The 22204-nt window shown below is 70.3% G+C and carries 18 protein-coding genes; 12 read left to right on the top strand and 6 right to left on the bottom strand.

The window, feature by feature from the left end; all coding sequences use genetic code 11:
* Positions 1-10 precede the first annotated feature (10 nt).
* From DFH01_RS06215 to DFH01_RS06200, 4 genes are all read left to right on the top strand, one after another.
* Complete coding sequence (locus tag DFH01_RS06215; RefSeq protein WP_109869462.1) at positions 11-892, top strand: F0F1 ATP synthase subunit gamma; 882 nt, start codon at positions 11-13, stop codon at positions 890-892.
* A 16-nt stretch (positions 893-908) separates the two neighbouring features.
* Positions 909-2336, top strand: a complete 1428-nt coding sequence (gene atpD, locus DFH01_RS06210) for a F0F1 ATP synthase subunit beta (RefSeq protein ID WP_109869461.1) — start codon at positions 909-911, stop codon at positions 2334-2336.
* Between the two features lie 27 nt (positions 2337-2363).
* Positions 2364-2774, top strand: coding sequence for a F0F1 ATP synthase subunit epsilon (locus tag DFH01_RS06205; protein WP_109869460.1), 411 nt, complete (start codon positions 2364-2366; stop codon positions 2772-2774).
* Positions 2775-2868: 94 nt separating this feature from the next.
* The gene (locus DFH01_RS06200) at positions 2869-3735 is read left to right on the top strand and encodes an acyl-ACP desaturase (protein ID WP_109869459.1); all 867 of its coding nucleotides are present in this window, start codon (positions 2869-2871) and stop codon (positions 3733-3735) included.
* Positions 3736-3991: 256 nt separating this feature from the next.
* Here the strand turns inward: DFH01_RS06200 and DFH01_RS06195 are convergent, their stop codons facing one another.
* Both DFH01_RS06195 and DFH01_RS06190 read right to left on the bottom strand, forming a co-directional pair.
* Positions 3992-5680 carry a sensor histidine kinase gene (locus DFH01_RS06195; protein WP_109869458.1) on the bottom strand — a complete coding sequence of 563 codons (1689 nt, stop codon included), beginning with the start codon at positions 5678-5680 and terminating at the stop codon, positions 3992-3994.
* A 62-nt stretch (positions 5681-5742) separates the two neighbouring features.
* Positions 5743-6444, bottom strand: a complete 702-nt coding sequence (locus DFH01_RS06190) for a response regulator transcription factor (RefSeq protein ID WP_109869457.1) — start codon at positions 6442-6444, stop codon at positions 5743-5745.
* Between the two features lie 124 nt (positions 6445-6568).
* On the opposite strand from DFH01_RS06190, the gene DFH01_RS06185 reads away from it, so the two are divergent.
* From DFH01_RS06185 to DFH01_RS06175, 3 genes are all read left to right on the top strand, one after another.
* Complete coding sequence (locus tag DFH01_RS06185) at positions 6569-7312, top strand: HugZ family pyridoxamine 5'-phosphate oxidase (RefSeq protein ID WP_109869456.1); 744 nt, start codon at positions 6569-6571, stop codon at positions 7310-7312.
* A 135-nt stretch (positions 7313-7447) separates the two neighbouring features.
* Positions 7448-9043 carry a phosphoenolpyruvate carboxykinase gene (locus DFH01_RS06180; protein WP_109869455.1) on the top strand — a complete coding sequence of 532 codons (1596 nt, stop codon included), beginning with the start codon at positions 7448-7450 and terminating at the stop codon, positions 9041-9043.
* A 36-nt stretch (positions 9044-9079) separates the two neighbouring features.
* The gene (locus tag DFH01_RS06175) at positions 9080-9493 is read left to right on the top strand and encodes a DUF2237 family protein (protein WP_109869454.1); all 414 of its coding nucleotides are present in this window, start codon (positions 9080-9082) and stop codon (positions 9491-9493) included.
* Positions 9494-9516: 23 nt separating this feature from the next.
* Here the strand turns inward: DFH01_RS06175 and DFH01_RS06170 are convergent, their stop codons facing one another.
* Positions 9517-10809 (bottom strand): calcium-binding protein, encoded by a 1293-nt coding sequence (locus DFH01_RS06170; protein WP_109869453.1) that lies wholly within the window; start codon positions 10807-10809, stop codon positions 9517-9519.
* A 372-nt stretch (positions 10810-11181) separates the two neighbouring features.
* Positions 11182-12165, bottom strand: coding sequence for a Bug family tripartite tricarboxylate transporter substrate binding protein (locus tag DFH01_RS06165; protein ID WP_109869452.1), 984 nt, complete (start codon positions 12163-12165; stop codon positions 11182-11184).
* A 129-nt stretch (positions 12166-12294) separates the two neighbouring features.
* On the opposite strand from DFH01_RS06165, the gene DFH01_RS06160 reads away from it, so the two are divergent.
* Both DFH01_RS06160 and DFH01_RS06155 read left to right on the top strand, forming a co-directional pair.
* The gene (locus DFH01_RS06160) at positions 12295-13104 is read left to right on the top strand and encodes a gamma-glutamyl-gamma-aminobutyrate hydrolase family protein (RefSeq protein WP_109869451.1); all 810 of its coding nucleotides are present in this window, start codon (positions 12295-12297) and stop codon (positions 13102-13104) included.
* A gap of 338 nt (positions 13105-13442) precedes the next feature.
* Positions 13443-14129, top strand: a complete 687-nt coding sequence (locus DFH01_RS06155; protein ID WP_109869450.1) for a fumarylacetoacetate hydrolase family protein — start codon at positions 13443-13445, stop codon at positions 14127-14129.
* 74 nt (positions 14130-14203) lie between these two features.
* On the opposite strand, the gene DFH01_RS06150 is transcribed toward DFH01_RS06155, so the two are convergent.
* Positions 14204-14836 (bottom strand): isochorismatase family protein, encoded by a 633-nt coding sequence (locus DFH01_RS06150; RefSeq protein WP_109869449.1) that lies wholly within the window; start codon positions 14834-14836, stop codon positions 14204-14206.
* A gap of 107 nt (positions 14837-14943) precedes the next feature.
* Here DFH01_RS06150 and DFH01_RS06145 point away from each other — a divergent pair, with 107 nt between their 5' ends.
* Both DFH01_RS06145 and DFH01_RS06140 read left to right on the top strand, forming a co-directional pair.
* Positions 14944-15783, top strand: a complete 840-nt coding sequence (locus DFH01_RS06145) for an exodeoxyribonuclease III (RefSeq protein WP_233255985.1) — start codon at positions 14944-14946, stop codon at positions 15781-15783.
* 102 nt (positions 15784-15885) lie between these two features.
* Positions 15886-20487, top strand: a complete 4602-nt coding sequence (locus tag DFH01_RS06140) for an FG-GAP-like repeat-containing protein (RefSeq protein ID WP_109869448.1) — start codon at positions 15886-15888, stop codon at positions 20485-20487.
* A gap of 30 nt (positions 20488-20517) precedes the next feature.
* On the opposite strand, the gene DFH01_RS06135 is transcribed toward DFH01_RS06140, so the two are convergent.
* Positions 20518-21114: an HdeD family acid-resistance protein gene (locus tag DFH01_RS06135; protein WP_109869447.1), complete on the bottom strand. Its 597-nt coding sequence runs from the start codon at positions 21112-21114 to the stop codon at positions 20518-20520.
* A 126-nt stretch (positions 21115-21240) separates the two neighbouring features.
* Here DFH01_RS06135 and DFH01_RS06130 point away from each other — a divergent pair, with 126 nt between their 5' ends.
* Positions 21241-22200: a Bug family tripartite tricarboxylate transporter substrate binding protein gene (locus tag DFH01_RS06130; RefSeq protein WP_109869446.1), complete on the top strand. Its 960-nt coding sequence runs from the start codon at positions 21241-21243 to the stop codon at positions 22198-22200.
* Positions 22201-22204 lie beyond the last annotated feature (4 nt).

The raw sequence follows: 22204 nt of genomic DNA, 5'->3' as shown, positions 1-22204 counted from the left end.
GTAGCGGACCATGCCCAGCCTGAAGGCCCTCAGGGGCCGGATCAACAGCGTGAAGTCCACGCGCAAGATCACCCAGGCCATGAAGATGGTCGCGGCGGCGAAGCTCCGCCGCGCCCAGACCCAGGCCGAGCAGGCGCGCCCCTATGCGGAACGCATGGCGCGCATGCTGGCTTCTCTCGGCGCCTCGGTCGCCGGCAGCCCGGACGCGCCGCGCATGCTGGTCGGCACCGGCGCCGACAAGGTACACCTGCTGGTGGTGGTCACCGCCGACCGCGGCCTGGCCGGGCCGTTCAACACCAATGTCGGCCGCTTCGCCCGCAACCGCATCCGCGCGCTCGAGGCCGAGGGCAAGACGGTCAAGGTGCTGAGCGTCGGCCGCAAGGGCGCGACCTTCCTGAAGCGCGAATTCCCCCGCCACATCGTCGGCGAGATCAGCTTCATGGGGAAGAAGCGCATCGGCTTCGAGGATGCGGCGATGATCGCCGAGCGCATCACCGACATGCTCGAGGCCGGCGAGTTCGACGTCTGCACTCTGCTCTACAACCGCTTCCAGAGCGTCATCACGCAGGTGCCGACCGATCAGCGCCTGATCCCGGCGCCGCTGCCGGAGGCGAGCGAGGCCGCTTCGGACCAGCAGGCGCTCTATGAATACGAGCCGGCCGAGGAGGAGATCCTCGCCACGCTGCTGCCGCGGAACCTGGCGATCCAGGTCTATCGCGCGCTTCTGGAGAACAATGCCGGCTTCTACGGCAGCCAGATGAACGCGATGGACAACGCCACGCGCAACGCCGGCGAGATGATCAACAAGCTCACGCTCAACTACAACCGCACGCGACAGGCCAACATCACCAAGGAGCTGATCGAGATCATCTCCGGTGCGGAAGCCGTCTGACGAGGACAATGCACCCATGAAGAACAACGTCGGCAAGGTCACGCAGGTTCTGGGCGCCGTCGTGGACGTGCAGTTCCCGGCCGAGCTCCCCTCCATCCTGAACGCGCTGACCGTGAAGATCGAGGACCGCACCCTCGTGCTCGAGGTCGCGCAGCACCTCGGCGAGCGCACGGTCCGCACCATTGCGATGGACACCACGGACGGCCTGGTCCGCGGCTCCGAGGTGGTGGACACCGGCGCGGGCATCGCCGTGCCGGTCGGCAACGGCACTCTCGGCCGCATCCTCAACGTCATCGGCGAGCCGATCGACGAGCGCGGCCCGGTCGCCGCCGAGAAGCAGTACACCATTCACCGCGAGGCCCCGGCCTTCGAGGACCAGGCGACCAGCGCCGAGATCCTCGTCACGGGCATCAAGGTCATCGACCTGCTCGCGCCCTACCTGAAGGGCGGCAAGATCGGCCTGTTCGGCGGCGCCGGCGTCGGCAAGACCGTCACCATCCAGGAGCTGATCAACAACGTTGCGAAGGCCCATGGCGGCGTCTCCGTCTTCGCCGGCGTCGGCGAGCGCACGCGCGAGGGCAACGACCTCTACCACGAGATGGTCGATGCCGGCGTCATCAAGCTGAACGAGGGCAACACCGACGGCTCCAAGGTCGCGCTGGTCTATGGCCAGATGAACGAGCCGCCGGGCGCGCGCGCGCGCGTGGCCCTCTCCGGCCTCTCGATGGCGGAGTACTTCCGCGACGAGCAGGGCCAGGACGTGCTCTTCTTCATCGACAACATCTTCCGCTTCACCCAGGCCGGCGCGGAAGTGTCGGCGCTGCTGGGCCGCATCCCCTCCGCGGTGGGCTACCAGCCGACGCTCGCCACCGACATGGGCGCCCTGCAGGAGCGTATCACCTCGACGAAGAAGGGTTCGATCACCTCGGTGCAGGCCATCTACGTGCCGGCCGACGACCTGACCGACCCGGCGCCCGCGACCTCCTTCGCGCACCTGGATGCCACCACCGTGCTGTCGCGCTCCATCGCGGAGATGGCGATCTTCCCGGCGGTGGACCCGCTCGACTCCACCTCCCGCGCGCTCGACCCGCGCATCGTGGGCGAGGAGCACTACAAGACGGCGCGCGAGGTGCAGCGCATCCTGCAGACCTACAAGTCGCTTCAGGACATCATCGCGATTCTGGGCATGGACGAGCTGTCCGAGGAAGATAAGCTCATTGTCGCGCGCGCCAGAAAGATCCAGCGCTTCCTGTCCCAGCCCTTCCACGTCGCGGAAGTCTTCACCGGCACGCCGGGCGTCTTCGTGAAGCTCGAAGACACGATCCGCAGCTTCGCCGCGATCGTCTCGGGCGAGTACGACCACCTGCCGGAAGCGGCCTTCTACATGGTCGGCACGATCGAAGACGCCGTGAAGAAGGGCGAAAGCCTGAAGGCCGCGGCGTAAGCCGCGCCTTCAGGAAAGGACACCCTCATGGCGACCTTCCAGCTTGAACTGGTCAGCCCCGAGAAGCTGCTGCTCAGCCGGCAGGTGGAGATGGCCGTCATCCCCGCCGCCGAGGGCGAGATGGGCGTGCTGGCCGGACACGCGCCGATGATCGTGACGCTGCGCGGCGGCGTGATCCGCGTGACGGAGAACGGCCAGGTCACCGACCGGCTCTTCGTCGCGGGCGGCTTCGCCGAGGTGACGCCGGAACGCTGCACGGTCCTCGCCGACGAGGCGACGCCCGTGACCGAGCTGTCCCGCGCCGACGCCGAAGCCCGCATCCGCGACGCGGAGGCCGATTACGCCGCCGCGTCCGACGACACGCCGGAACGCCGTGACGCGGCCATGGCGAAGCTTCTCGCCGCCCGCGCCATGCTGGACGCGGCCGAAGCCGCCTGACCCCATCCGCCCGCCGGGGACGACCCGGTGCTTGAATCCGGAAGGCGTCCGCAAAACATCACTTGCGGACGCCTTTCGCGCATCCGGGGGACCCATGAAGCACTGGCGAATCGAGCAGGTGGCCTGGAACCGGTTCGATCCGTCGAAGGTGGACGCCGAGGTCATCCCCCTCGTGAAGGCGGCCGCCATGGTGGAGCGGAACGGGGACGACTACGCGCTCTACCTGAACTCCGTCTTCCACGACGACCCGGACTTCCAGCAGGCCGCCAACAACTGGGCGGTCGAGGAGAACCAGCACGGCGACGCGCTCGGCCGTTGGGCGACGCTCGCCGATCCGGGCTGGGACTTTGGCGCCGCCTTCGCGCGCTACCGCGCCGGCTACACGATCGACACCAAGGCCGATGCCTCGATCCGCGGCAGCCGCACCGGCGAACTCATCGCCCGCTGCATGGTGGAGACGGGAACCAGCAGCTACTACACCGCGCTCGGCGAAGCGACGGAAGAGCCGGTGCTGAAGGAGATCTGCCGGCTGATCGCGGCGGATGAATACCGGCACTTCAAGCTGTTCTACGACCACATGAAGCGCTACCTGGCGCGCGAGAACCTTTCCTTCGTGCAGCGGCTCAAGGTCGCCGCGGGCCGCATCGGCGAAAGCGAGGACGACGAACTCGCCTACGCCTTCCATTGCTCCAACGAAGACCCCGCGACACCCTACGAGCACGACCGCTGCATCACCGGCTACATGGCCCGCGCCATGGGCTACTACCGCTACCGGCACGTCGAACGCGGCATGGGCATGATCTTCAAGGCCGTCGGCCTCGAACCCCGCGGCCGGCTCTCCGACCTGGCCGCCCGCGGCGCCTGGCGCCTGCTGCAATGGCGCCGCGAACGCTACCGCGCCGCAATGCTGAAGGCCGCGAACGAGAACTCCGGCTCACGTGTGACGGCCGCAGCGGCATAGGGCGCGCTTCGGGTGCAGTTCTCGGGGAGGACGCCGTCCTCCCCGAACCCCTCCTGCCAAGGGCCAGTAGGCCCTTGGAACCCACGCTTTCATGGTTGAGAGAGGGAGGGGGCCGACGCGACCGATTGGCCCGGCGCACGCTCCTGCCCCCTCCCTCTCTCAACCATCGAAGGGAGGTCCAGGAACCTCAGGTTCCTGGCAGGAAGGGTCCGGGAGGGACAGCGTCCCTCCCGGAAACGGCCCGGAACGCTGCGCCCTACGCGGCCGGCAGTCGTACGATGAACCGGGCGCCCAGCACGCGGCCTTCGGCGTCGCGGCGGTTCTCGGCGGCGATGCGGCCGCGCAGGCCTTCGACGATCTGGCGCGAGATGGACAGGCCAAGGCCGGAGTGCTGGCCGAAGCGTTCGCCGGTTGGGCGTTCGCTGTAGAAGCGGTCGAAGATGCTCTCGAGCTTGGCTTCCGGAATGCCGGGGCCTTCATCCTCGACGGTCACTTCCACGAAGGCGCCGACGGGGCGGGCGCGCACCCAGACATGGCCCTTCTGCGGGCTGAAGGACACCGCGTTGCCGATCAGGTTGCGGAACACCTGCACCAGCCGGCCTTCCACGCCGCGCACGATCAGGCGCTCCGGCGTCTCGATCTCGACCATCGGGTCGTCCTCGTCGCGCGTGGCGGCATGCAGCTCGCCCAGCGCGCCGAGGATGGGCGCGACATCCACCGGCTGCGCGACGGTGCGGGAGAGCTCGGCGTCCACCTTGGAACTGTCGGAGATGTCGTTGATCAGCCGGTCCATGCGCACGGCGTCGTCCGAGATGATCTGCAGCAGGCGGCGCTGCTTGGGCGGATCCTCGATCCGGCGCAGCGTCTCGATGGCGGAGCGGACGGAGGTGAGCGGGTTGCGCAGCTCATGCGCGACATCGGCGGCGAAGCGCTCGTTGGCGTCGATGCGGGCCCAGAGCGCGCGGGCGGCGTCCTGCAGGTCGCGCGCGAGCACGCCGATCTCGTCGTCGCGCGCCAGCACGGCGGCCGGCACGCTGCCCGCGCGGCCCTCGCCTTCGCGCATCGCGGCGGCGGATTCCGCCAGCTGCAGGATCGGCGTCGCCAGCGTGCGCGCGAGATAGAAGGAGGCGAGCACGGTCAGCAGCAGCGCCAGGCCGAACAGCGCGAGCACGGAGATGCGGATTTCCAGCAGGCGCGCATCCACCTCCCGCGCCTCGCGCGTCAGCAGCACGATGCCGACGGAGGCGGCGCCGCGCCGCGCGGGCTCCGCGACCGAGACCAGCAGGCGGCCTTCCGCGGTGCGGCGGATATAGGGGCGGACGCCACCTTCCAGCGCCAGGCGCAGTTCCTCGCGCCGGTCGGCGCTGGTCTGGGCGTTGCCGGTGCCGCCGAATTCCGGCTGCCAGTCGAAGGAGGGTGCGTCGGGGTTGACGTCCACCGTCACCGCGTTGCGCGAGCCGAGCGGCAGCACGGAGAGGATGCGGTCATAGACGCCGCCGACCGTGCCGGCGAAGGCACCGCGCGGTTCGGGCGGCGGCAGCGGCTCGGTGGTGATGGCGCCGCCCGGTCCTTCGCGCACGCGGCTGTCCGCGACCAGCAGGCCGGTGGTGTCGAACAGCCGCGCCTGGGTGTTGGGGGAGGGCTCGACCAGGCGCCGCAGCAGGGGGCGGGCGACCTCGGGGACCAGCACGGTGCGGTCGTCGCGGGTGCGGGTGGCGGCCTCGCCGATGGCGCCGGCATAGATGCGCGCCTGGGTGCGCAGCGCCTCGACCTCCGCAGCGAGCAGCCCGTTCTGGTACTGGTCGAGATAGAGCAGCGCGGCAGCCAGCAGCGCGGGCGGCAGCGCGTTGAGCAGCAGGATGCGCCGCAGCAGCGGCGACATCCAGCGCCGGCGCCGCGCCTCGGTTTTCGTCTGCACCAGCGGCGCGCCGCTTGCGTCCGGCATCCGGGCCCTGTCCGTTCCGCCCGAAGGCTAGCTGATCGCTACGCCGGCCAGAAGGGCCGGGCTCAGGCTTCCTTGTAGCGGTAGCCGAGGCCGTACAGCGTCTCGATCTGCGCGAAGTCGTTGTCCACCTGGCGGAACTTCTTGCGCACGCGTTTCACATGGCTGTCGATGGTGCGGTCGTCCACGTAGATGTTCTCGCCATAGGCGGCGTCGATCAGCTGGTCGCGGTTCTTCACCATGCCGGGGCGGACGGCGAGCGCCTTGACCAGCAGGAACTCCGTCACCGTCAGCTGAACCTGCTGCCCCTTCCAGAGGCAGGTGTGCTTGGTCTCGTCCAGCACCAGGTCGCCGCGGGCGATGATGCCGCCGGCGACGGTGCCGCTTCCCTCCGCGCGGCTCGCCTCGTTGCGGCGGAGCAGGGCGCGGATACGCTCCAGCAGCAGGCGCTGGCTGAAGGGTTTCGTGATGTAGTCGTCGGCGCCGAGGCGCAGCCCCATCAGCTCGTCCAGCTCGTCATCCTTGCTGGTCAGGAAGATCACCGGCATGGCGCTGCGCTGGCGCAGGCGCTGCAGCAGCTCCATTCCGTCCATGCGCGGCATCTTGATGTCGAGCACCGCCAGGTCCGCCGGCCGCGCCATCAGTCCCTGCAGGGCGGATTCGCCGTCGGTGAAGGTGCGGACCTGGAAGCCCTCCTGCTCCAGCGTCATCGAGACCGAGGTCAGGATGTTGCGGTCGTCGTCCACGAGCGCGATGGTGGGCGGCACGGTGTATGCTCCTCGGTCGCAGGCAGGGCGGTCGCAGGCAGGTCGGCGGCCGGGCCCATGCGATGCTCGGCGCGCAGTCTGGCGCCGGATTGTGGCAAAGACGGGTCGGGCAACGGGATACGATATGGCGACGGAAGGGCTGGGCTTCGAGGCGCGGCGGCTGGTCCGCGGGGCGATTTCGGCGACGCTCGCCACCAGCGCGGAGGGCCAGCCCTTCGCCTCCCTGGTCACGCCGGCCACCGCGCCGGACCTGGCGCCCCTGATGCTGCTCTCCAGCCTGTCCGAGCATACTCGCCACCTGCGGGCGGAGCCGCGCTGCGCCCTGCTGTTCACCGGCGTGCCGGAAGGGCCGAACCCGCAGACCGCGCCCCGCGTGACGATCAGCGGCCTGGCCGAACCCGTGCCGGAGGCGGAGGTGCCGGCGCTGAAGGCGCGCTGGCTGGCCCGACATCCCTATGCGGCCCTTTATGCCGATTTCGGCGACTTCGCGCTGTGGCGGGTGCGGCCGGGGGGCGCGCTGCTGGTCGGCGGCTTCGCCCGGGCCACGCGCCTCAAGCTGGCCGATCTGCTGCCCGACCCGGCGGCCGTGGCGGTGGTCGCGGCCGCGGAGGCGGAGATCCTCGACCACGTGAATGCCGACCATGCGGATGCGGTGGCGGCGATCGCGGAGGGGCTGCTGGGAGCAGGGCGGGGAGCTTGGAGGCTTACCGCCGTGGACACCGATGGTTGCGATCTGGCCCTGGAGGAGAGGGTGCTGCGCCTGGCCTGGGCGGCGCCGGTCTCGGACGCCGGCGGGGTGCGCGCACAACTCATTCGTGCGGCGCGCGCGGGGCGTAACAACCCGAACAAGAATATGTCAGACAGGTAACCAGCCGGTTCACGTTGTCACTTTCGCTTAGCGGGCGTAATTTCGCCGCAGTCACCCAGGATAGGGTGGTCATTGCGCGGCAACGCCGGAATGCCCCCGCGCCAGACCCGGTCCGCGCGCCTGAGGAGGCCCTTGATGACGTCCGCTGATGCAGCGCTCTCTGGGACCGGCGTCGCCGGCCCGGCGGAGATCCATGCCAACCTGAGCGCGAACGGGCTCTACGCCCATGCGCTCCGCCGCGGCGAGGGCCGGCTTTCCGCCGACGGGGCCTTCATGGCGGTCACCGGCCAGCACACCGGCCGGTCCGTGCAGGACAAGTTCGTGGTGGACGATCCCGAAGTGCATGACGCCGTCTGGTGGGGCAAGGTCAACCGCCCGCTCTCCCCGGCGAACTTCACGAAGTTCAGCGGCCAGGTCCGCACCTGGCTCGGCCAGCAGCCGGAACTGTTCACCCAGGACCTCTATGCCGGCGCCGATCCCGCGCACCGCATCCGCGTGCGCCTGATCACCACCAATGCCTGGCATGCGCTGTTCGCGCGCAACATGTTCATCCGCCCGCCGCGGGCGGAGCTCGCCTCCTTCAAGCCGGACTACGTCATCCTGCACGCGCCGGAATTCGAGGCCGACCCGGCCGAGATCGGCTGCCGCACCTCCACCTGCATCGCGCTGTCCTTCGCCAAGCGCACGATCTGCATCGCGGGCACCAGCTATGCGGGCGAGATCAAGAAATCCATCTTCACCGTGATGAACTGGATCCTGCCCGACCGCGGCGTGCTGCCCATGCATTGCAGCGCCAATGTCGGCGCGGCGGGCGACGCGGCGCTGTTCTTCGGCCTGTCCGGCACCGGCAAGACCACGCTGAGCTCGGACCCGGAGCGCGCGCTGGTCGGCGACGACGAGCATGGCTGGTCCGACACGGGCATCTTCAACTTCGAGGGCGGCTGCTACGCCAAGGTCATCAAGCTGTCGAAGGAGGCCGAGCCGCAGATCTGGGACGCCTCCCACCGCTTCGGCGCGGTGCTGGAGAACGTGATCGGCGACGAGCACGGCAACCTCGACCTCGACGACAACCGCCTGACCGAGAACACGCGGTCCTGCTACCCGATCGAGTTCATCCCGAACACGGTGGCCGGCGGCCGCGCGGGCAAGCCGAAGACGGTGGTGATGCTGACGGCGGACGCCTTCGGCGTGCTGCCGCCGATCGCCAAGCTGACGCCCGCGCAGGCGATGTACCACTTCCTGTCGGGCTACACCGCGCGCGTCGCGGGCACCGAGAAGGGGCTGGGCAAGGAGCCGCAGGCGACGTTCAGCACCTGCTTCGGCGCGCCCTTCCTGCCGCGCCACCCGGAGGTCTATGGCCGCATGCTGGCCGAGCGCATCGCGCGCGACGGCGCGCAGGTGTGGCTGGTGAACACCGGCTGGACCGGCGGCGCCTATGGCACCGGCAAGCGCATGAGCATCCAGCACACCCGCGCGCTGCTGCGCGCCGCCCTCGACGGATCGCTGGCGAAGGTGGAGTTCGTGCGCGATCCCTTCTTCGGCCTGATGATGCCGAAGGCCGTCCCCGGCATCCCGTCCGAGGTGCTGAACCCGCGCGAGACCTGGGCCGACAAGGACGCCTATGACCGCCAGGCGAAGCACCTCGTCAGCCTGTTCGAGGCGAATTTCGAGACCTTCGCCGGCGCCGTCGGCGAGGATGTGAAGGCCGCGGCGATCCGCGCGGCGGCGTGACCGTTCGGCCCTCCCCCGCAGGGCATAAGGTGACGCATGCCCCTCGACGACACGCAGCGCCGCGGCGGACGCGGCCAGGGTCCGGTGCCGGCGAAGAACGTGCTCGGCGGCACGCTGCTGCCCTGCTCGGTCGCGCCGCTGACCGGCTTCTTCCGCGACGGCTGTTGCAACACCGGGCCGCATGACCTCGGCCTGCATGTGGTCTGCGCGCAGGTGACGGCGGAGTTCCTGGCCTTCAGCAAGGCGCGCGGCAATGACCTCTCGACGCCGCGCCCCGAATACGGCTTCGCCGGCCTCGAGCCCGGCGACCGCTGGTGCCTCTGCGCCGCACGGTGGGAGGAGGCGCGCCTGGCCGGCGTCGCGCCGCCGGTGCTGCTGGAGGCGACGCATGTCGCCGCGTTGGCCGTGGTCGCGCTGGACGACCTGAAGGCGCACGCGCTGGAAGGCTGACCTCCCCCGGCGCGCCGCCCTGCCTACAGGCCCATGATGTCGGCGGCGGTCAGCGTGGGCCGGCCGTAGAGCAGCGCCATGTCGTAGCTCTCGCCGGCGCCGGTGCCGTTCATGTCCACCGAGAGCATGCCGCTGGCCCGGTCGTAGATGACCCACACGCCGCCGCCGGCGACGGCGGATGCGCTGGTGACGAATGTCGCGCCCACGCCTTTCGCGAACCACATGTCGATCTTGTCGATGCCCGCCTCGAAGCGGGCGATGTGGTCCGCGCCCGCGCCAGGATCGTTGAGGTAGAAGAGGTCCTGCCGCCCGTCGAGGTCGCTGTAGAAGGTATCGTTGCCGGACTCGCCATTGAAGGCGTCGCTGCCGGCGCCGCCCGTCAGCCGATCATGCCCCTCGCGGCCATGCATCGTGTCGTTGCCGTCGCCGCCGATCAGCGTGTCGTCGTCCTCGTCCGCCCAGAGGTAGTCGTCGCCGGCGCCGCCATCCAGCTTGTCGAAGCCCTCGCCGCCATAGAGGGCATCGTTGCCCTCGTTGCCCAGGATCGTGTCGTTCCCATAGGTGACGCCGAGAAAGGGGCTGACATGGTCACCATACAGCATGTCGTTGCCGAGGCCGCCGACCAGGCGGTCGTCGCCGCTGCCGCCCTCCAGGAGGTCGTCGCCGTCCTGGCCGAGCAGGCCGTCGTTGCCGGCGCCGCCATGGGCAGAATCGTTGCCCGTGCCGCCGGAAAGGTGGTCATGCCCGTCATAGGCATCGAGCAGGTCGTTGCCCGCACCGCCGAGCAGCGTATCGAGGCCGCCGTCCAGCCCGCCGAAGAGCGTGTCGTTGCCGTTGGACCCGACCAGCAGGTCCGAGCGCTCCGCGCCGTCGATGTAGTCGTCGCCGCCGGCGCCCATCAGCGTGTCGCCGCCGCTGCCGCCGACCATCCCGTCGATCCGGCCCGTTCCGGTCCGCTCCACGCCCGTGTCGGACGACACGGTGACGAAGAGGTCCACGAGGCGCAGCACCTGAAGGCCGCCGGGAAACTCCCCCGTGATGCGCACGGTGTAGAACCCGTCGGCATAGTAGCGGCCGCCATCCGGCAGCAGCCTTGTCCCGCCCGAGAACGCGTAGAGCATCGGATCGGGCTCGGTGCCGTCGACGCCGTTGGAGCCCCAGATGACCTGGACGCTGCCGGGCGCGGGCACCGGGAAGGGGTCGTAGCCGCCTTCCACGGTCAGTTGCAGCAGGGCCCAGCGGGTCAGGACATCGTTCGAGTCGACATACTCGGTCAGGCCGAGGCTGCTGATGCCGACGTTCCAGCTGACCGACACGGGCGCCTCCCTGCCTCTCGCGACAGGCGGCCACCGGATGGTGGTCGGAGTCTGGCTGACCGTCCGCAAGGCCGGCAGCACCACGCCGTCTGCATAACAATTACGCGATCATGAAGAGGCGGGCAAGATTTCGGTGTCTGCGGGCGTGCATCACCCCCGCATGAAGCGGCGCTCCGGCCGGTAGGTCAGCCAGCGGCGCAGGCTGGCGATCAGGCGTTGCAGTATTCCGGGCATGGCGCGTCACCGTCCAGCGGGCGAGAGGGCCGTCCTGGCGCCAGGCGGCGTATTCCGCCCGGCGCGTCCCAATCTGACGCAGGATGGTTGACGCGGTCTTGGCGCGGCCGCGGCTTTTTCGCGGCAGCCGCGCCGGGCTCAACTGTCCAGCCGGATGCCGAGCTCGCGGATCAGCGGCCGCCAGAGCGCGTTCTCGCGGCCGACGAAAGCCTGGAACTCGGCCGGCGACCAGGGGCGATACTCGATGTCGAGATCGCGCAGCCGCGCGGCGATCTGGTCCGACTGCATGGCGCGGATCATCTCGTCCGACAGGCGCTCCACGACGGCGCCGGGCGTGCCGGCGGGCACGCTCATCCCCTGCCAGCCATAGGCCACGGCGTCGAAGCCGATCTCCCGCGCGGTCGGCACGGAGGGCGCCAGGCGCGTCCGCCGCTCGGTCAGCGCTACGAGCGTGCGCACGCGGTTGTCGCGGATGAAGGGCGTCCCAGTCGCGGTGTCGATCACCACGACGTCCACATTGCCGGCCAGCAGGTCCTGCATCGCGGCGGGGCCGCCGCGATAGGGCACGTGCTCCGCCTGCAGCCCGCTGCGGCGCTTCAGCAGTTCCATCGCCAGGTGGTGGGGGGAGGCGACGGCGGGCGTGCCGTAGGTGGGCACGCGCGTCTCCGAGGCCCGGCGGAGCGCGGCGAAATCCTGCCAGGGGCTCTCGTTCCGCACGACGACATAGAGCGGGAAGAGGCCGATGAAGCCGACGCCGGTGAAGTCCCGGTCCGGATCGTAGGGCAGCCGGGCGTAGAGCGCCGGGTTGTAGGTGAGGATGCCGTTGTCCACGTGCATCCAGGTGTAGCCGTCGGCCGGGCTGCGGGCGACGGCCTCGGAGGCCAGCACCGCGCCGCCGCCGGGACGGTTCTCGACAACGACGTTCTGGCCGAGACGCGGCGACATCTGCGCCGAGATCACCCGTGCGAAGGTGTCGGAGGCGCCGCCGGGCGGATAGCCGACGATCCAGCGGATCGGGCGCTGCGGCCAGGCGCCGCCCGCGCCCTGCGCCCGTGCCGTGCCGCCAGCGGCCAACCCCGCCGCAGCGAGGAGTCCACCAAGGGTGCCCCGACGTCCGATCATGACCTGCTCCTTGCCGCGGCATCCTGCCGCCGTTCCGCGCTCCGGGCGCGCCAGCCATGCGACTGGCGGCGTGGAAGCTGGCGAAACGATGTCTTGATCCTGCCACATGGGAGCAGGACATTGGGAGACATGCGCGCGATGGTCGGCATCTCCTGCTGCAACAAGCCCTTCGGCCTCTTCGGGACGCCGAACCACGCCGCGTCCGACAGTTACGTGCGCTGCACCCTCGGTCCGGTGGGCGGCGTGCCGGTGCTGCTGCCCGCCGCCGGGGAGGCGCTGGTGCCGGACATCCTGCCGCGGCTGGACGGGCTGATCCTGACGGGCAGCCGCTCCAACGTGCATCCGGACCATTACGAGGGCCCGGCCCATGCGGAAGGCACGCCGGAGGACCCGCTGCGGGACGCCACGACGCTGCCGCTGATCCGCGCCGCCATCGCGTCCGGCCTGCCACTGCTGGCGATCTGCCGCGGCTTCCAAGAGCTGAACGTGGCGCTGGGCGGGTCGCTCGACCAGCGCATCCAGGACCTGCCCGGGCGGCTCGACCACTCGACGCCCTCCGATCAGAAGCTGCCGAAGGTGCGGACGGGCAAGGCGCATGCGGTGCGCGTGGCGACCGATGGGATGCTGGCACGGATCTGGTCGCAGGCCGCCCTGCCCTGGCGGCCGGAGGGCGTGGCGGTGAACTCCCTGCACAACCAGGGCATCCAGCGCCTGGCGCCGCGCCTGGTGCCGGAGGCCTGGGCGCCGGACGGCACGATCGAGGCCGTGCATGTCGCGGATGCGCCGGGCTTCGTGCTCGGCGTGCAGTGGCACCCGGAATACGACTGGGAGGAGGATGCGCTCAGCCGCGCACTGTTCGAGGCCTTCGGCGCCGCCGCGGCTGCCTGGGCGGAGGGCCGCCGGCCGGGCTCCGAGGCACGCCGTCTGGCTGCGGCCTGAGGGCGTCAACTGTCGGCCGGTTGCATCCGGTCACGTCGCCGCGACCTGAAGCGGATTCCGACGAATCCGTGTCCCTGAAGCGCATTCGCCTTTTGCATGGGGGGCTGTGGACGCGCTATTCTCTGCAGGCCGGCCAAACTATGCCGGTGAGCGGACCGGTTCCCCTGCCGGCTCGCCCGACCATTCCGATCGGAATATGAAAGTAGCGCCCGGTCACCCCCCTGACCGGGCGTTTTTTCTTTGCGGCGGAACGCCCCGAAATGCCGCCTCACGATCTTGCGTGGGCGCACCCAGCGGGTAAGAGGGCCGTCGCTGTCCGGTTGGGGAACACCGTCCACATGTCCGATTTCGTCATCGCGCCGCCCAAGGTCGCCTATCTGCCCGTGAAGGGCGGCGGCAAGTTTCCGGTGCGCCGCATCTTCTGCGTCGGCCGCAACTACGCCGAGCATGCCATCGAGATGGGGTCCGACCCCACCCGCGAGCCGCCCTTCTACTTCGCGAAGCCGGCCGATTCCGTGGTGATCGACGGGGCCGACATGCCCTATCCGAGCCAGACCAAGAACCTGCACCACGAGATGGAGCTGGTGGTCGCCATCGGCACCGGCGGCGAGAACATCGCCATCGGCGACGCGCTGAAGCATGTCTGGGGCTGGTGCGCCGGCCTGGATATGACGCGCCGCGACATCCAGAACGAGGCGAAGAAGACCGGCCGCCCCTGGGACATGGGCAAGGGCTTCGACCACTCCGCCCCGATGGGCCTGCTGGTGAAGCATGACGGGTCCTATGACGGCTCGAAGGGCAAGATCGAGCTGAAGGTGAACGGCAAGGTCACGCAGGTGTCCGACCTGTCGAAGCTGATCTGGTCGGTGCCCGAGGTGATCGCCAACCTCTCCGGCCTGGTGCGGCTGGAGCCGGGCGACCTGATCATGACCGGCACCCCGGAAGGCGTCGCCGCCGTGGTGAAGGGCGACGTGCTCGAAGGCTTCGTCGAGGGCGTCGGCGAGGTCAGGACGAAGATCGTCTGAGGGAGGGCCGACCGGCGCCCACCCCGACCCTCCCCCGCACCGCGGGGGAGGGAGAGATCACGGCGGGGAAGCCCTCAGGCGTTCCCCTTCCGCCACTCCTCGATCTGCGCCAGCACGGTCTGCAGGTCGCTGACATCCACGTAGCGCCGCCCGATGTCGCGCAGGTTGTCGCGGTGCGGCTGTTCCTCGATGTCGCCGACGCAATCCTCCGGCACGATGGTGCGGTAGCGATGGCTGAAGCTGTCGATGGCGGTGGCGCGGATGCAGCCCGAGGTGTTGCAGCCGGTGACGATCACCGTGTCCACCCGCTCCTTCGCGAAATAGTCGGCGACGCCGGTCTGGAAGAAGATGCTCGGCCCCTTCTTGCAGACGGCGAGGTCATAGGACGGGTCGTAGATGCGCGGGTCGATCGCCGCGCTCGGGTGGTCGTGCCGGAAGGTCTCGCGCACGGCGGTGATCTTCCAGTAGGGCATCTCCCGCTCGTTCATGTAGGCGGTGTTGCAGGTGGCGACCGGCACGTCGTGGCGCCGCGCGACCTCCAGAAGCTTGCGCGTGTTCTCGAAGGCGCGCAGCACCAGCGGCGCGCCGCCGAGCGGGTATTGCGGGTCGGTGAAGGCCAGCATGAAGTCCACCACCACGATGCCCGGCTTGCGGCCGAAGCCGACGCCGATCTCGCCATAGCTGCGCCGCGCATAATCGTCCGACATGCCCTGCCTCCTTCGCCAAGGCGCCGACGATCCCTCGCGCGCGCCGGCTTTGCAACGCCGGGCGGCGCGGGCAGATAGGGCGGTCGCCGAACCCCGGGGGAGCCGCCTTGGCCCGCAAGCCCGCGCGCAAGACGCTGCGCATCGTCACCTGGAACATCAACTCCGTCCGGCTGCGCCTGCCGCTGCTGAAGGATCTTTCGGCCGCGCTGGAGCCGGACGTGATCTGCCTGCAGGAGACGAAGTGCCCCGACGAGCACTTCCCGCATGAAGGCGTGGAAGCGCTCGGCTTCCCGCATCGTGCGGTGCGCGGGATGAAGGGCTACAACGGCGTCGCCATCCTCTCGAAGCGGCCGTTCAACCTGCGTGACGGCGCCGATCCCGACTGGTGCGGCAAGGGCGATTGCCGGCACCTCGCGGTGGAACTGGATGCGCCGGGCGGCCCGATCGAGCTGCACGATTTCTACATCCCCGCCGGCGGCGACGTGCCCGACCGGAACGCCAACCCGAAATTCGCCCACAAGCTCGACTTCGTGGCCGAGGCCACCGCCTGGTCGGCCGCGCGGCGGAACGCCGGCGGTTTCAAGCGCGCGGTGCTGGTCGGCGACCTCAACATCGCCCCGCTGGAGCACGACGTGTGGTCGCATCGCCAGCTTCTCGACGTGGTGTCCCATACGCCGGTGGAGACGGAGGCGCTGACGGCGATGATGCGCGCGGGGCATTGGTACGACGCCGTCCGCCACTTCGTGCCGGAGGACCAGAAGCTCTATACTTGGTGGAGCTACCGCGCGCAGGATTGGCGCGCCTCCGACCGCGGGCGCCGGCTGGATCACATCTGGGTCTCGCCCGACCTCGCCGGCGGGCTCAGCGCGCATCATGTGATGAAGGACGCCCGCGACTGGGAGAAGGCGTCGGACCACGTGCCGGTGATGGTGGAGATCGCCGCCTGATGCCACCGGATGTCGTTCCGCAACGTTGCGAAATGACCGCGCGCTGATACTTTTTCCGCCGCGGGCATCGGGGCCCGCCAAAGCGCGCGGTGGAGAGCGGCCATGTCCATAAGCCTGACCGGCTTCGGGCCGAGCGTCACCTTCGGCGAGAACGCCGTGAACGCGGCGCCGCAGGTCATCGATGGCGACGTGACGCTCAGCTACGTCGGCCCGGTCGTGCCGACCACCCTCTCGATCTCGGGCCTGCTCGCGCAGGATCGGGTCTCGATCGCCAACCAGGGGATCGGCGGGGGGCAGATCGGCTTCAACGGCAGCGTCGTGACCTTCGGCGGCGCGCCGCTCGGCACAGTGGCGGGGGGCGTGGGCGGCACCCTGACCGTCGCGTTCACCGGAGCGCCCAGCGCCGCGGCGCTGGATGCGCTGGTCCAGACCCTGACCTACGCGAATGTCTCCAACGCGCCGGCGCCTGCGCGCAACCTGACGCTGACCATCCAGCCTCTTTTTGGCGCGGCGACCACGCAGACACTGACGGTCAATGTCACGCCGCAGAACGACGCACCGCTGATCGTCTCGGGCAGCTCGGCCAGCGTCGCGGAGAACGGGACGGGCATCGCCTACCAGGCTGCGGCCACCGATCCGGACGGCCCGACAAGCTTCACCTGGTCGCTCTCCGGCACCGACGCGGCGCTGTTCACCATCGACGCCGCGGGCGCCGTGCGGTTCAAGGCCGCGCCGGATTTCGAGGCGCCGCAGGATGCCTTCGCCGACAACGTCCACAAGATCGTCGTGACGGTGAGCGACGGGGTGGCCAGCGCGTCCCGGGCGGTGGACATCACCGTGACGGATGTCTCCGAGCCACCGACCCTGGCCGGGCTGCCCGGCGCGCTGACCATCGCGGAGAACGCCGCCAATGCGGGGCCGCTGCTGCTGTTTCCCGCCGCGGCGTTCACCGCCGACAACGGAATGGCCGGCGGGACGCTGCATTTCGCCGGGCTGCTGGCGGAAGACCGCGTCTCGGTCCTGCATCAGGGGAACGGGGCGGGCCAGGTCGGCTTCGAGGGCAGCACGATCCGCTATGGCGGCATCGCGGTCGGCACGGCAACGGGCGGGGACGGCACCGCGCTGATCCTGCGCTTCAATGATGCGGCGACGGCGGAGGCGACGCAGGCGGTGATCCGCGCGCTGGCCTATGCGAATGTCAGCGACACGCCGACCGCGGCGCGCACGCTGACGCTGATGGCGACGGACGCGGCGGGCCAGAAGATCGGCAGCCCCTGGGCGCCGAGCTTCGCCCTGCTCACCGGCGCGGCCAGCCCGGTGAACGGTCTCGACGGCGGGGCCTGGGGCTCCCCTGCGCTCGGTGACCTCGACGGCGACGGGCGCCTTGACCTCGTGGCGATCGGTTCGGATGGCGGCTTCCGGCTGTCGGTGTGGCGCAACACGGGCACGGGCTTCGAGCCGTTCACGGCTTTCGAAGGTCAGCCGATCCCGGCATGGGGGATACCCACGCTCGGGGATCTCGACGGCGACGGGCTGGCCGACATCGTGATAGGCGCCGTCGCCCGAGCGTTCTCGGCCTATCGCAACGCCGGCACCGGCTGGGAGGCGCTGCCCGGCGACCCATTCGCCGGGGTGAACGCGCCCGCTGGCGCGGCGCCGGCTCTCGGGGATCTCGATGGCGACGGGCTGCTGGACCTCGTGCTTGGCGGCCGCGACGGCACGCTCTTGGCTTGGCGCAACACCGGCACGGGGTTCGTGGCTTTCGCCACGAACCCCTTCGACGGCATCAGCGTCACGGAATCCAGCGCGCCCTCGCTGGGCGACCTCGACGGCGACGGGCTGCTGGACCTCGTGCTCGGCGACGAGGACGGCGGGCTTTCCGTGTGGCGCAATACGGGTGCCGGCTTCCAGGCCCTTGCCGCCAACCCCTTCACCGGCGCGACGCTGAGCGCCGTCAGCAAGCCCGCCATCGGGGACGTGGATGGCGACGGACGCGCCGACCTGATCGCGGGCGAGTTCTTCGGCGGCTTCACCGCGTGGCGCGGCACGGCGGGCCTGCCCGCCGTCACCGTCACCGTCACCGCGGAGAACGACCCGCCCGTGCTCACCGTGCCGGGCAGCGTCAGCGTCGCGGAGAACGGCAGCGCCATCGTGGTGCAGGCGGTGGCCAGCGATGCGGATGCCACGGGGCCGCTCTCCTGGTCGCTCTCCGGCGCCGATGCCGCACTGTTCACCATCGACGCAACGGGCGCAGTACGCTTCGCCCTTGCGCCGGACTTCGAGCAGCCGGAGGACCAGGGCCGGGACAAAATCCACGATATCGTCGTCGCCGTATCGGACGGCACCGCCACCACCAGCCAGGCCGTCGCGATCACCGTCACGAATGTGCCGGAGGTGCCGCGTCTCGGCGGTGTTGGCGCCTTCGCGGCCTTTGCCGAGGGGCAGGTGAATGCAGGGCTGCGTCTGCTCGCCCCCGCCGCCACCTTCACGCAGGGGGACACGCTCGCCGATGCGACGCTGACCGTTGCCGGGCTGCTGGCGGAGGATCGGGTGACCATCCTCCCGCAGGGCGACGCGCCCGGACAGATCGGCTTCGACGGCACCGTCTTCCGCTTCGGCGGGACGGAGATCGGCACCGCCACGGGCGGCGACGGCGCGCCCTTCGTCGTCACGCTGACCGGCGCGGCCGACGGCCCGGCCGTGCAGGCGCTGCTCGGGCGGCTGGCCTATGCCAATGCGAGCGAGACGCCGACGCTGTTCCGCACGCTGACGCTCGATCTGGTGCAGGCGAATGGCGGCGCCCCAGGCGGCCCGGCCGCCCCGGCCTTCGCGCTGCTCAGCGATGCAGCGAACCCCTTCGCCGCGATCAACGCGGACAGCGGCGCCGCGCCCGCGCTCGGGGATATCGACGGGGACGGACTGCCGGATCTCGTGGTCGGGAACTCCAGCGGCATGCTTTCGGCCTGGCGCAATACAGGGGCGGGCTTCGAACCCTTCGTCACAAACCCCTTCGCGCTGATCGACGTGGGCAACCTGAGCAAGCCCGCGCTTGGGGACATCGACGGCGATGGTCTGCTGGACCTGGCCGTCGGCAATGCGAACGGGACCGTGTCGGCGTGGCGGAACACGGGCAGCGGCTTCGAGGACTTCCCGACCAATCCTTTCGCCGGGATCGACGTGGGCACCCGCAGCACGCCGGCATTCGGGGACATCGATGCCGACGGATTGCCCGATCTCGTGGTGGGGGAGGATTTCGGCGCGCTCGCGGCCTGGCGCAACACGGGCCTGGGCTTCGAGCTGTTCGCGACCAACCCCTTCGCCGGGATCCCGGCATTCGACTATGCAGCGCCTGCCTTGGGCGACATCGATCGGGACGGGCGCGCCGACCTCGTCCTCGGCGATGACAACGCCAGGCTGGAGGTCTGGCGCAACACCGACTCGGGCTTCGTCCGCCTCGCCACCAGCCCCTTTTCCTATGGTGTGTTGTTGGAGGACAGCACGCCGACACTGGGCGACTTCGACGGAGACGGGCACGCGGACCTCGTGGCCGGCGGCTTCGGCGGCGGCAAGCTTGCCGCATGGCGCAACGTCACCCCGCCCGCCGCCTCCCTGGCTGTCGCCGTGACGACCGAGGACGACGCGCCGCGGGGGCCGCGCGTGGTGACGCTGGCGCCTTCCGCGGAGGATGCGACGCGACTGATCACGCAGGCGCAGCTCCTGGCCGGCTGGTCCGACCCGGAAGGCGCGCCGCTGCAGGCGCTGGATCTCGCCGTGATCTCCGACCCCGCCGGCACGCTGGTGGACAACGGCAACGGCACCTGGACCTTCACGCCCGCGCTGAACGACAACAGCAACGTCGTCTTCGCCTTCGATGTCTCCGACGGCACGAACCAGGTCGGCGCCGTCGCGCGCATGGACCTCACCCCGGTCAACGACGCGCCGACCGGCATCGTCAACCTGCTGATCAACGCCAGCGCGGGCGTGCTGACCACCTCGGCCGAGCTCGCCGACGTGGACGGCATCGGCGAGATCGCCTTCCGCTGGCAATCCTTCACCGGCGGCACCTGGCAGGACATCCCGGGCGCCATCGGGCTCGGCTTCGCGCCCTCCGGCGCGCTGCTCGGCACGCTGATCCGCTCGGTGGCGCGCTACACGGACGGCGACGGGACGGTGGAGGAGGCGGCCTCCACCTTCGTCGCCCGCATCGGCGGCGCGGGGAACGACGCCTTCGCCTCGCCCGCCCGGCCCTCGCTGCAATCGGGTGGGGCGGGGAACGACACCATTGCCGGCGTCAACCAGCGCGACCTGCTGTTCGGCGGCGCCGGCGACGACAGCATCGCCGCCAGCAACGGCAACGACATCATGCTGGGCGAGGCCGGCGCCGATACGCTCAGCGGCGGCGCGGGCTTCGACATCTTCCGCTACATCCGGCTGCAGGACGGCGGCGACCTGATCACCGACTTCACGCCGGGCGCCGACACGATCCAGGTGGACGCCACCTTCTTCAAGGGCCTGCCGCTCGGCACGCTGGCGGCGGCGCATTTCGCGGCCGGCGGGCCCACCGCGTCGATCGCGCAGATCCTCTACGCCGGCGGGGTGGTGAGCTTCGACCCGGACGGTACCGGGCCGACGGCCTCCGTCATGCTGGCAACCCTCGCCGGCGCGCCGACGATCACCGCCTCGGACATCTTCGTCATCCCGTGAGGCGGGGCCAGGGCACGCGCCCCGGCCTCCTCACGCCGCCACCGGCCCGTGCGGGTCATTGGCGACCTTGCGCAGCCGCCAGCCCAGGCCGACGAACAGCACGCCCATCGCGATCGCCTCGAGCGCGACGATCCAGATCACCGCCAGCAGCCCGGGCCCGGGCGCGATCATCAGCATCAGCCCCGCCAGCACGGAGACGGCGCCGAGCAGCCCGAGCATCCAGCTGCCGGACCGCCAGGCCATCACCAGCCGGAACACGCCCACCACCAGCGCCCAGGCGCCGACGCAGATCACCAGGAAGATCGCGGAGATGCCGGGCGCGATCAGCACCACGGCCGCCAGCGCCAGGGAGGCGATGCCGTCCAGCGTCAGCCAGGTGCGGGAGCGGTGCCGCCCCGTCGGGTCCGGCGTGCCGCGGAAGGCGTGCACGAGGGAGGCGACGCCGTCCACGCCGACCCAGGCGGCGAGGAAGGCGAGGATCACCGCCAGCCCCACGCCGGGGAACAGGAAGATCACGATGCCGAACAGGATGCCGAGCACGCCGCGCAGCAGGAACAGCCACCAGCCCTGCGCCAGCGCCCGGACGGCGGCGAAACGCTCGAGCGGTATGGATGCGGTCTCACCCATGGAATGCCTCCTTCAGCCGTCGGACACGTGAACCCGATCCTGACGCAGCCGGTGCGATGCCGCGAGGGGTTGCCGAACCGTCACGCAAGCACGATTGTCCGACCAACGACACCGAGGAGGAAAGAGATGATTCGTCGCAGGACGATCCTGGCCGCCGGGCTTGCGCTGCCCGCCATCGCGCAGGCGCAGGGGAACTGGCCGCAGCGCAATGTCCGCATCGTGGTGCCCTTCGGCCTCGGCGGCTCCGCCGATGTTGCGGCGCGCTTCCTGGCGGAGCCGCTGCAGCAGGCCTTCGGCCAGTCGGTGGTGGTGGAGAACCGCCCCGGCGCGGGCGGCACGATCGGCGCCGACAACGTGGTGAAGTCCGCCCCCGACGGCTACTCGCTGCTGCTGATGTCGAACACGCACACGGCGAACGAGACGCTGCTGCCGAACCGGCCCTATCAGCTGATGCGCGACCTGGCGCCGGTGGCGGCGCTGAACATCGCGCACCACGTGCTGGCGATCCACCCGTCGCTGCCGGCGCAGAACCTGCAGGAGTTCATCGCGCTGCTGAAGGCCAATCCGGGGAAGTACGACTACGCTTCTTCCGGCCCCGGCACGCCCTACCACGTGGCGGCCGAGGTGTTCCTGGCCATGGCCGGCGCGCAGGCGACGCATGTGCCTTTCCGCGGCTCGAACGAGGCGCGCACGGCGCTGATCTCGGGCCAGGTGCCGATCATGTTCGACGCCATCCCGACCATGCGCCCGCAGATCGAGGAAGGCCGCGTGCGCGGCCTGGCCACCACCGGCCCGCAGCGCAGCCCGCTGCTGCCGAACCTGCCCGCGGTGGCCGAGGCGCTGCCCGGCTACGAGGCCTCCATCTGGCTCGGCATCATGGCGCCGGCGGCGACGCCGCTGCCGATCCGCGAGCGGCTGAACACGGAGCTGAACCGCATCCTCTCCCTGCCCGCCACGCGGGAGAGCCAGGCGCGCATGGGCGCCGCGCCGATGCCGATGAGCATCGCGGAATTCGATGCCTTCCTGCGCCAGGACATCACCCGCCAGGCGGAATACATCCGCATGGCGAAGATGACGCCCAGCTAGAGGC

Origin of the sequence: Falsiroseomonas bella, from assembly GCF_003173615.1 — a bacterium.
In the GTDB taxonomy this organism is placed as follows: domain Bacteria; phylum Pseudomonadota; class Alphaproteobacteria; order Acetobacterales; family Acetobacteraceae; genus Falsiroseomonas; species Falsiroseomonas bella.
This window is presented reverse-complemented; position numbering and strand designations above follow the sequence as displayed.

Excerpts from the sequence above, each read along its gene's own strand:
- atpD (WP_109869461.1), top strand. The coding sequence starts at position 909 with ATGAAGAACAACGTCGGCAAGGTCACGCAGGTTCTGGGCGCCGTCGTG.
- DFH01_RS06200 (WP_109869459.1), top strand. The coding sequence starts at position 2,869 with ATGAAGCACTGGCGAATCGAGCAGGTGGCCTGGAACCGGTTCGATCCG.
- DFH01_RS06205 (WP_109869460.1), top strand. The coding sequence starts at position 2,364 with ATGGCGACCTTCCAGCTTGAACTGGTCAGCCCCGAGAAGCTGCTGCTC.
- DFH01_RS06135 (WP_109869447.1), bottom strand. The coding sequence starts at position 21,114 with ATGGGTGAGACCGCATCCATACCGCTCGAGCGTTTCGCCGCCGTCCGG.
- DFH01_RS06215 (WP_109869462.1), top strand. The coding sequence starts at position 11 with ATGCCCAGCCTGAAGGCCCTCAGGGGCCGGATCAACAGCGTGAAGTCC.
- DFH01_RS06140 (WP_109869448.1), top strand. The coding sequence starts at position 15,886 with ATGTCCATAAGCCTGACCGGCTTCGGGCCGAGCGTCACCTTCGGCGAG.
- DFH01_RS06130 (WP_109869446.1), top strand. The coding sequence starts at position 21,241 with ATGATTCGTCGCAGGACGATCCTGGCCGCCGGGCTTGCGCTGCCCGCC.
- DFH01_RS06165 (WP_109869452.1), bottom strand. The coding sequence starts at position 12,165 with ATGATCGGACGTCGGGGCACCCTTGGTGGACTCCTCGCTGCGGCGGGG.
- DFH01_RS06195 (WP_109869458.1), bottom strand. The coding sequence starts at position 5,680 with ATGCCGGACGCAAGCGGCGCGCCGCTGGTGCAGACGAAAACCGAGGCG.
- DFH01_RS06150 (WP_109869449.1), bottom strand. The coding sequence starts at position 14,836 with ATGTCGGACGATTATGCGCGGCGCAGCTATGGCGAGATCGGCGTCGGC.
- DFH01_RS06185 (WP_109869456.1), top strand. The coding sequence starts at position 6,569 with ATGGCGACGGAAGGGCTGGGCTTCGAGGCGCGGCGGCTGGTCCGCGGG.
- DFH01_RS06175 (WP_109869454.1), top strand. The coding sequence starts at position 9,080 with ATGCCCCTCGACGACACGCAGCGCCGCGGCGGACGCGGCCAGGGTCCG.
- DFH01_RS06160 (WP_109869451.1), top strand. The coding sequence starts at position 12,295 with ATGCGCGCGATGGTCGGCATCTCCTGCTGCAACAAGCCCTTCGGCCTC.
- DFH01_RS06155 (WP_109869450.1), top strand. The coding sequence starts at position 13,443 with ATGTCCGATTTCGTCATCGCGCCGCCCAAGGTCGCCTATCTGCCCGTG.
- DFH01_RS06180 (WP_109869455.1), top strand. The coding sequence starts at position 7,448 with ATGACGTCCGCTGATGCAGCGCTCTCTGGGACCGGCGTCGCCGGCCCG.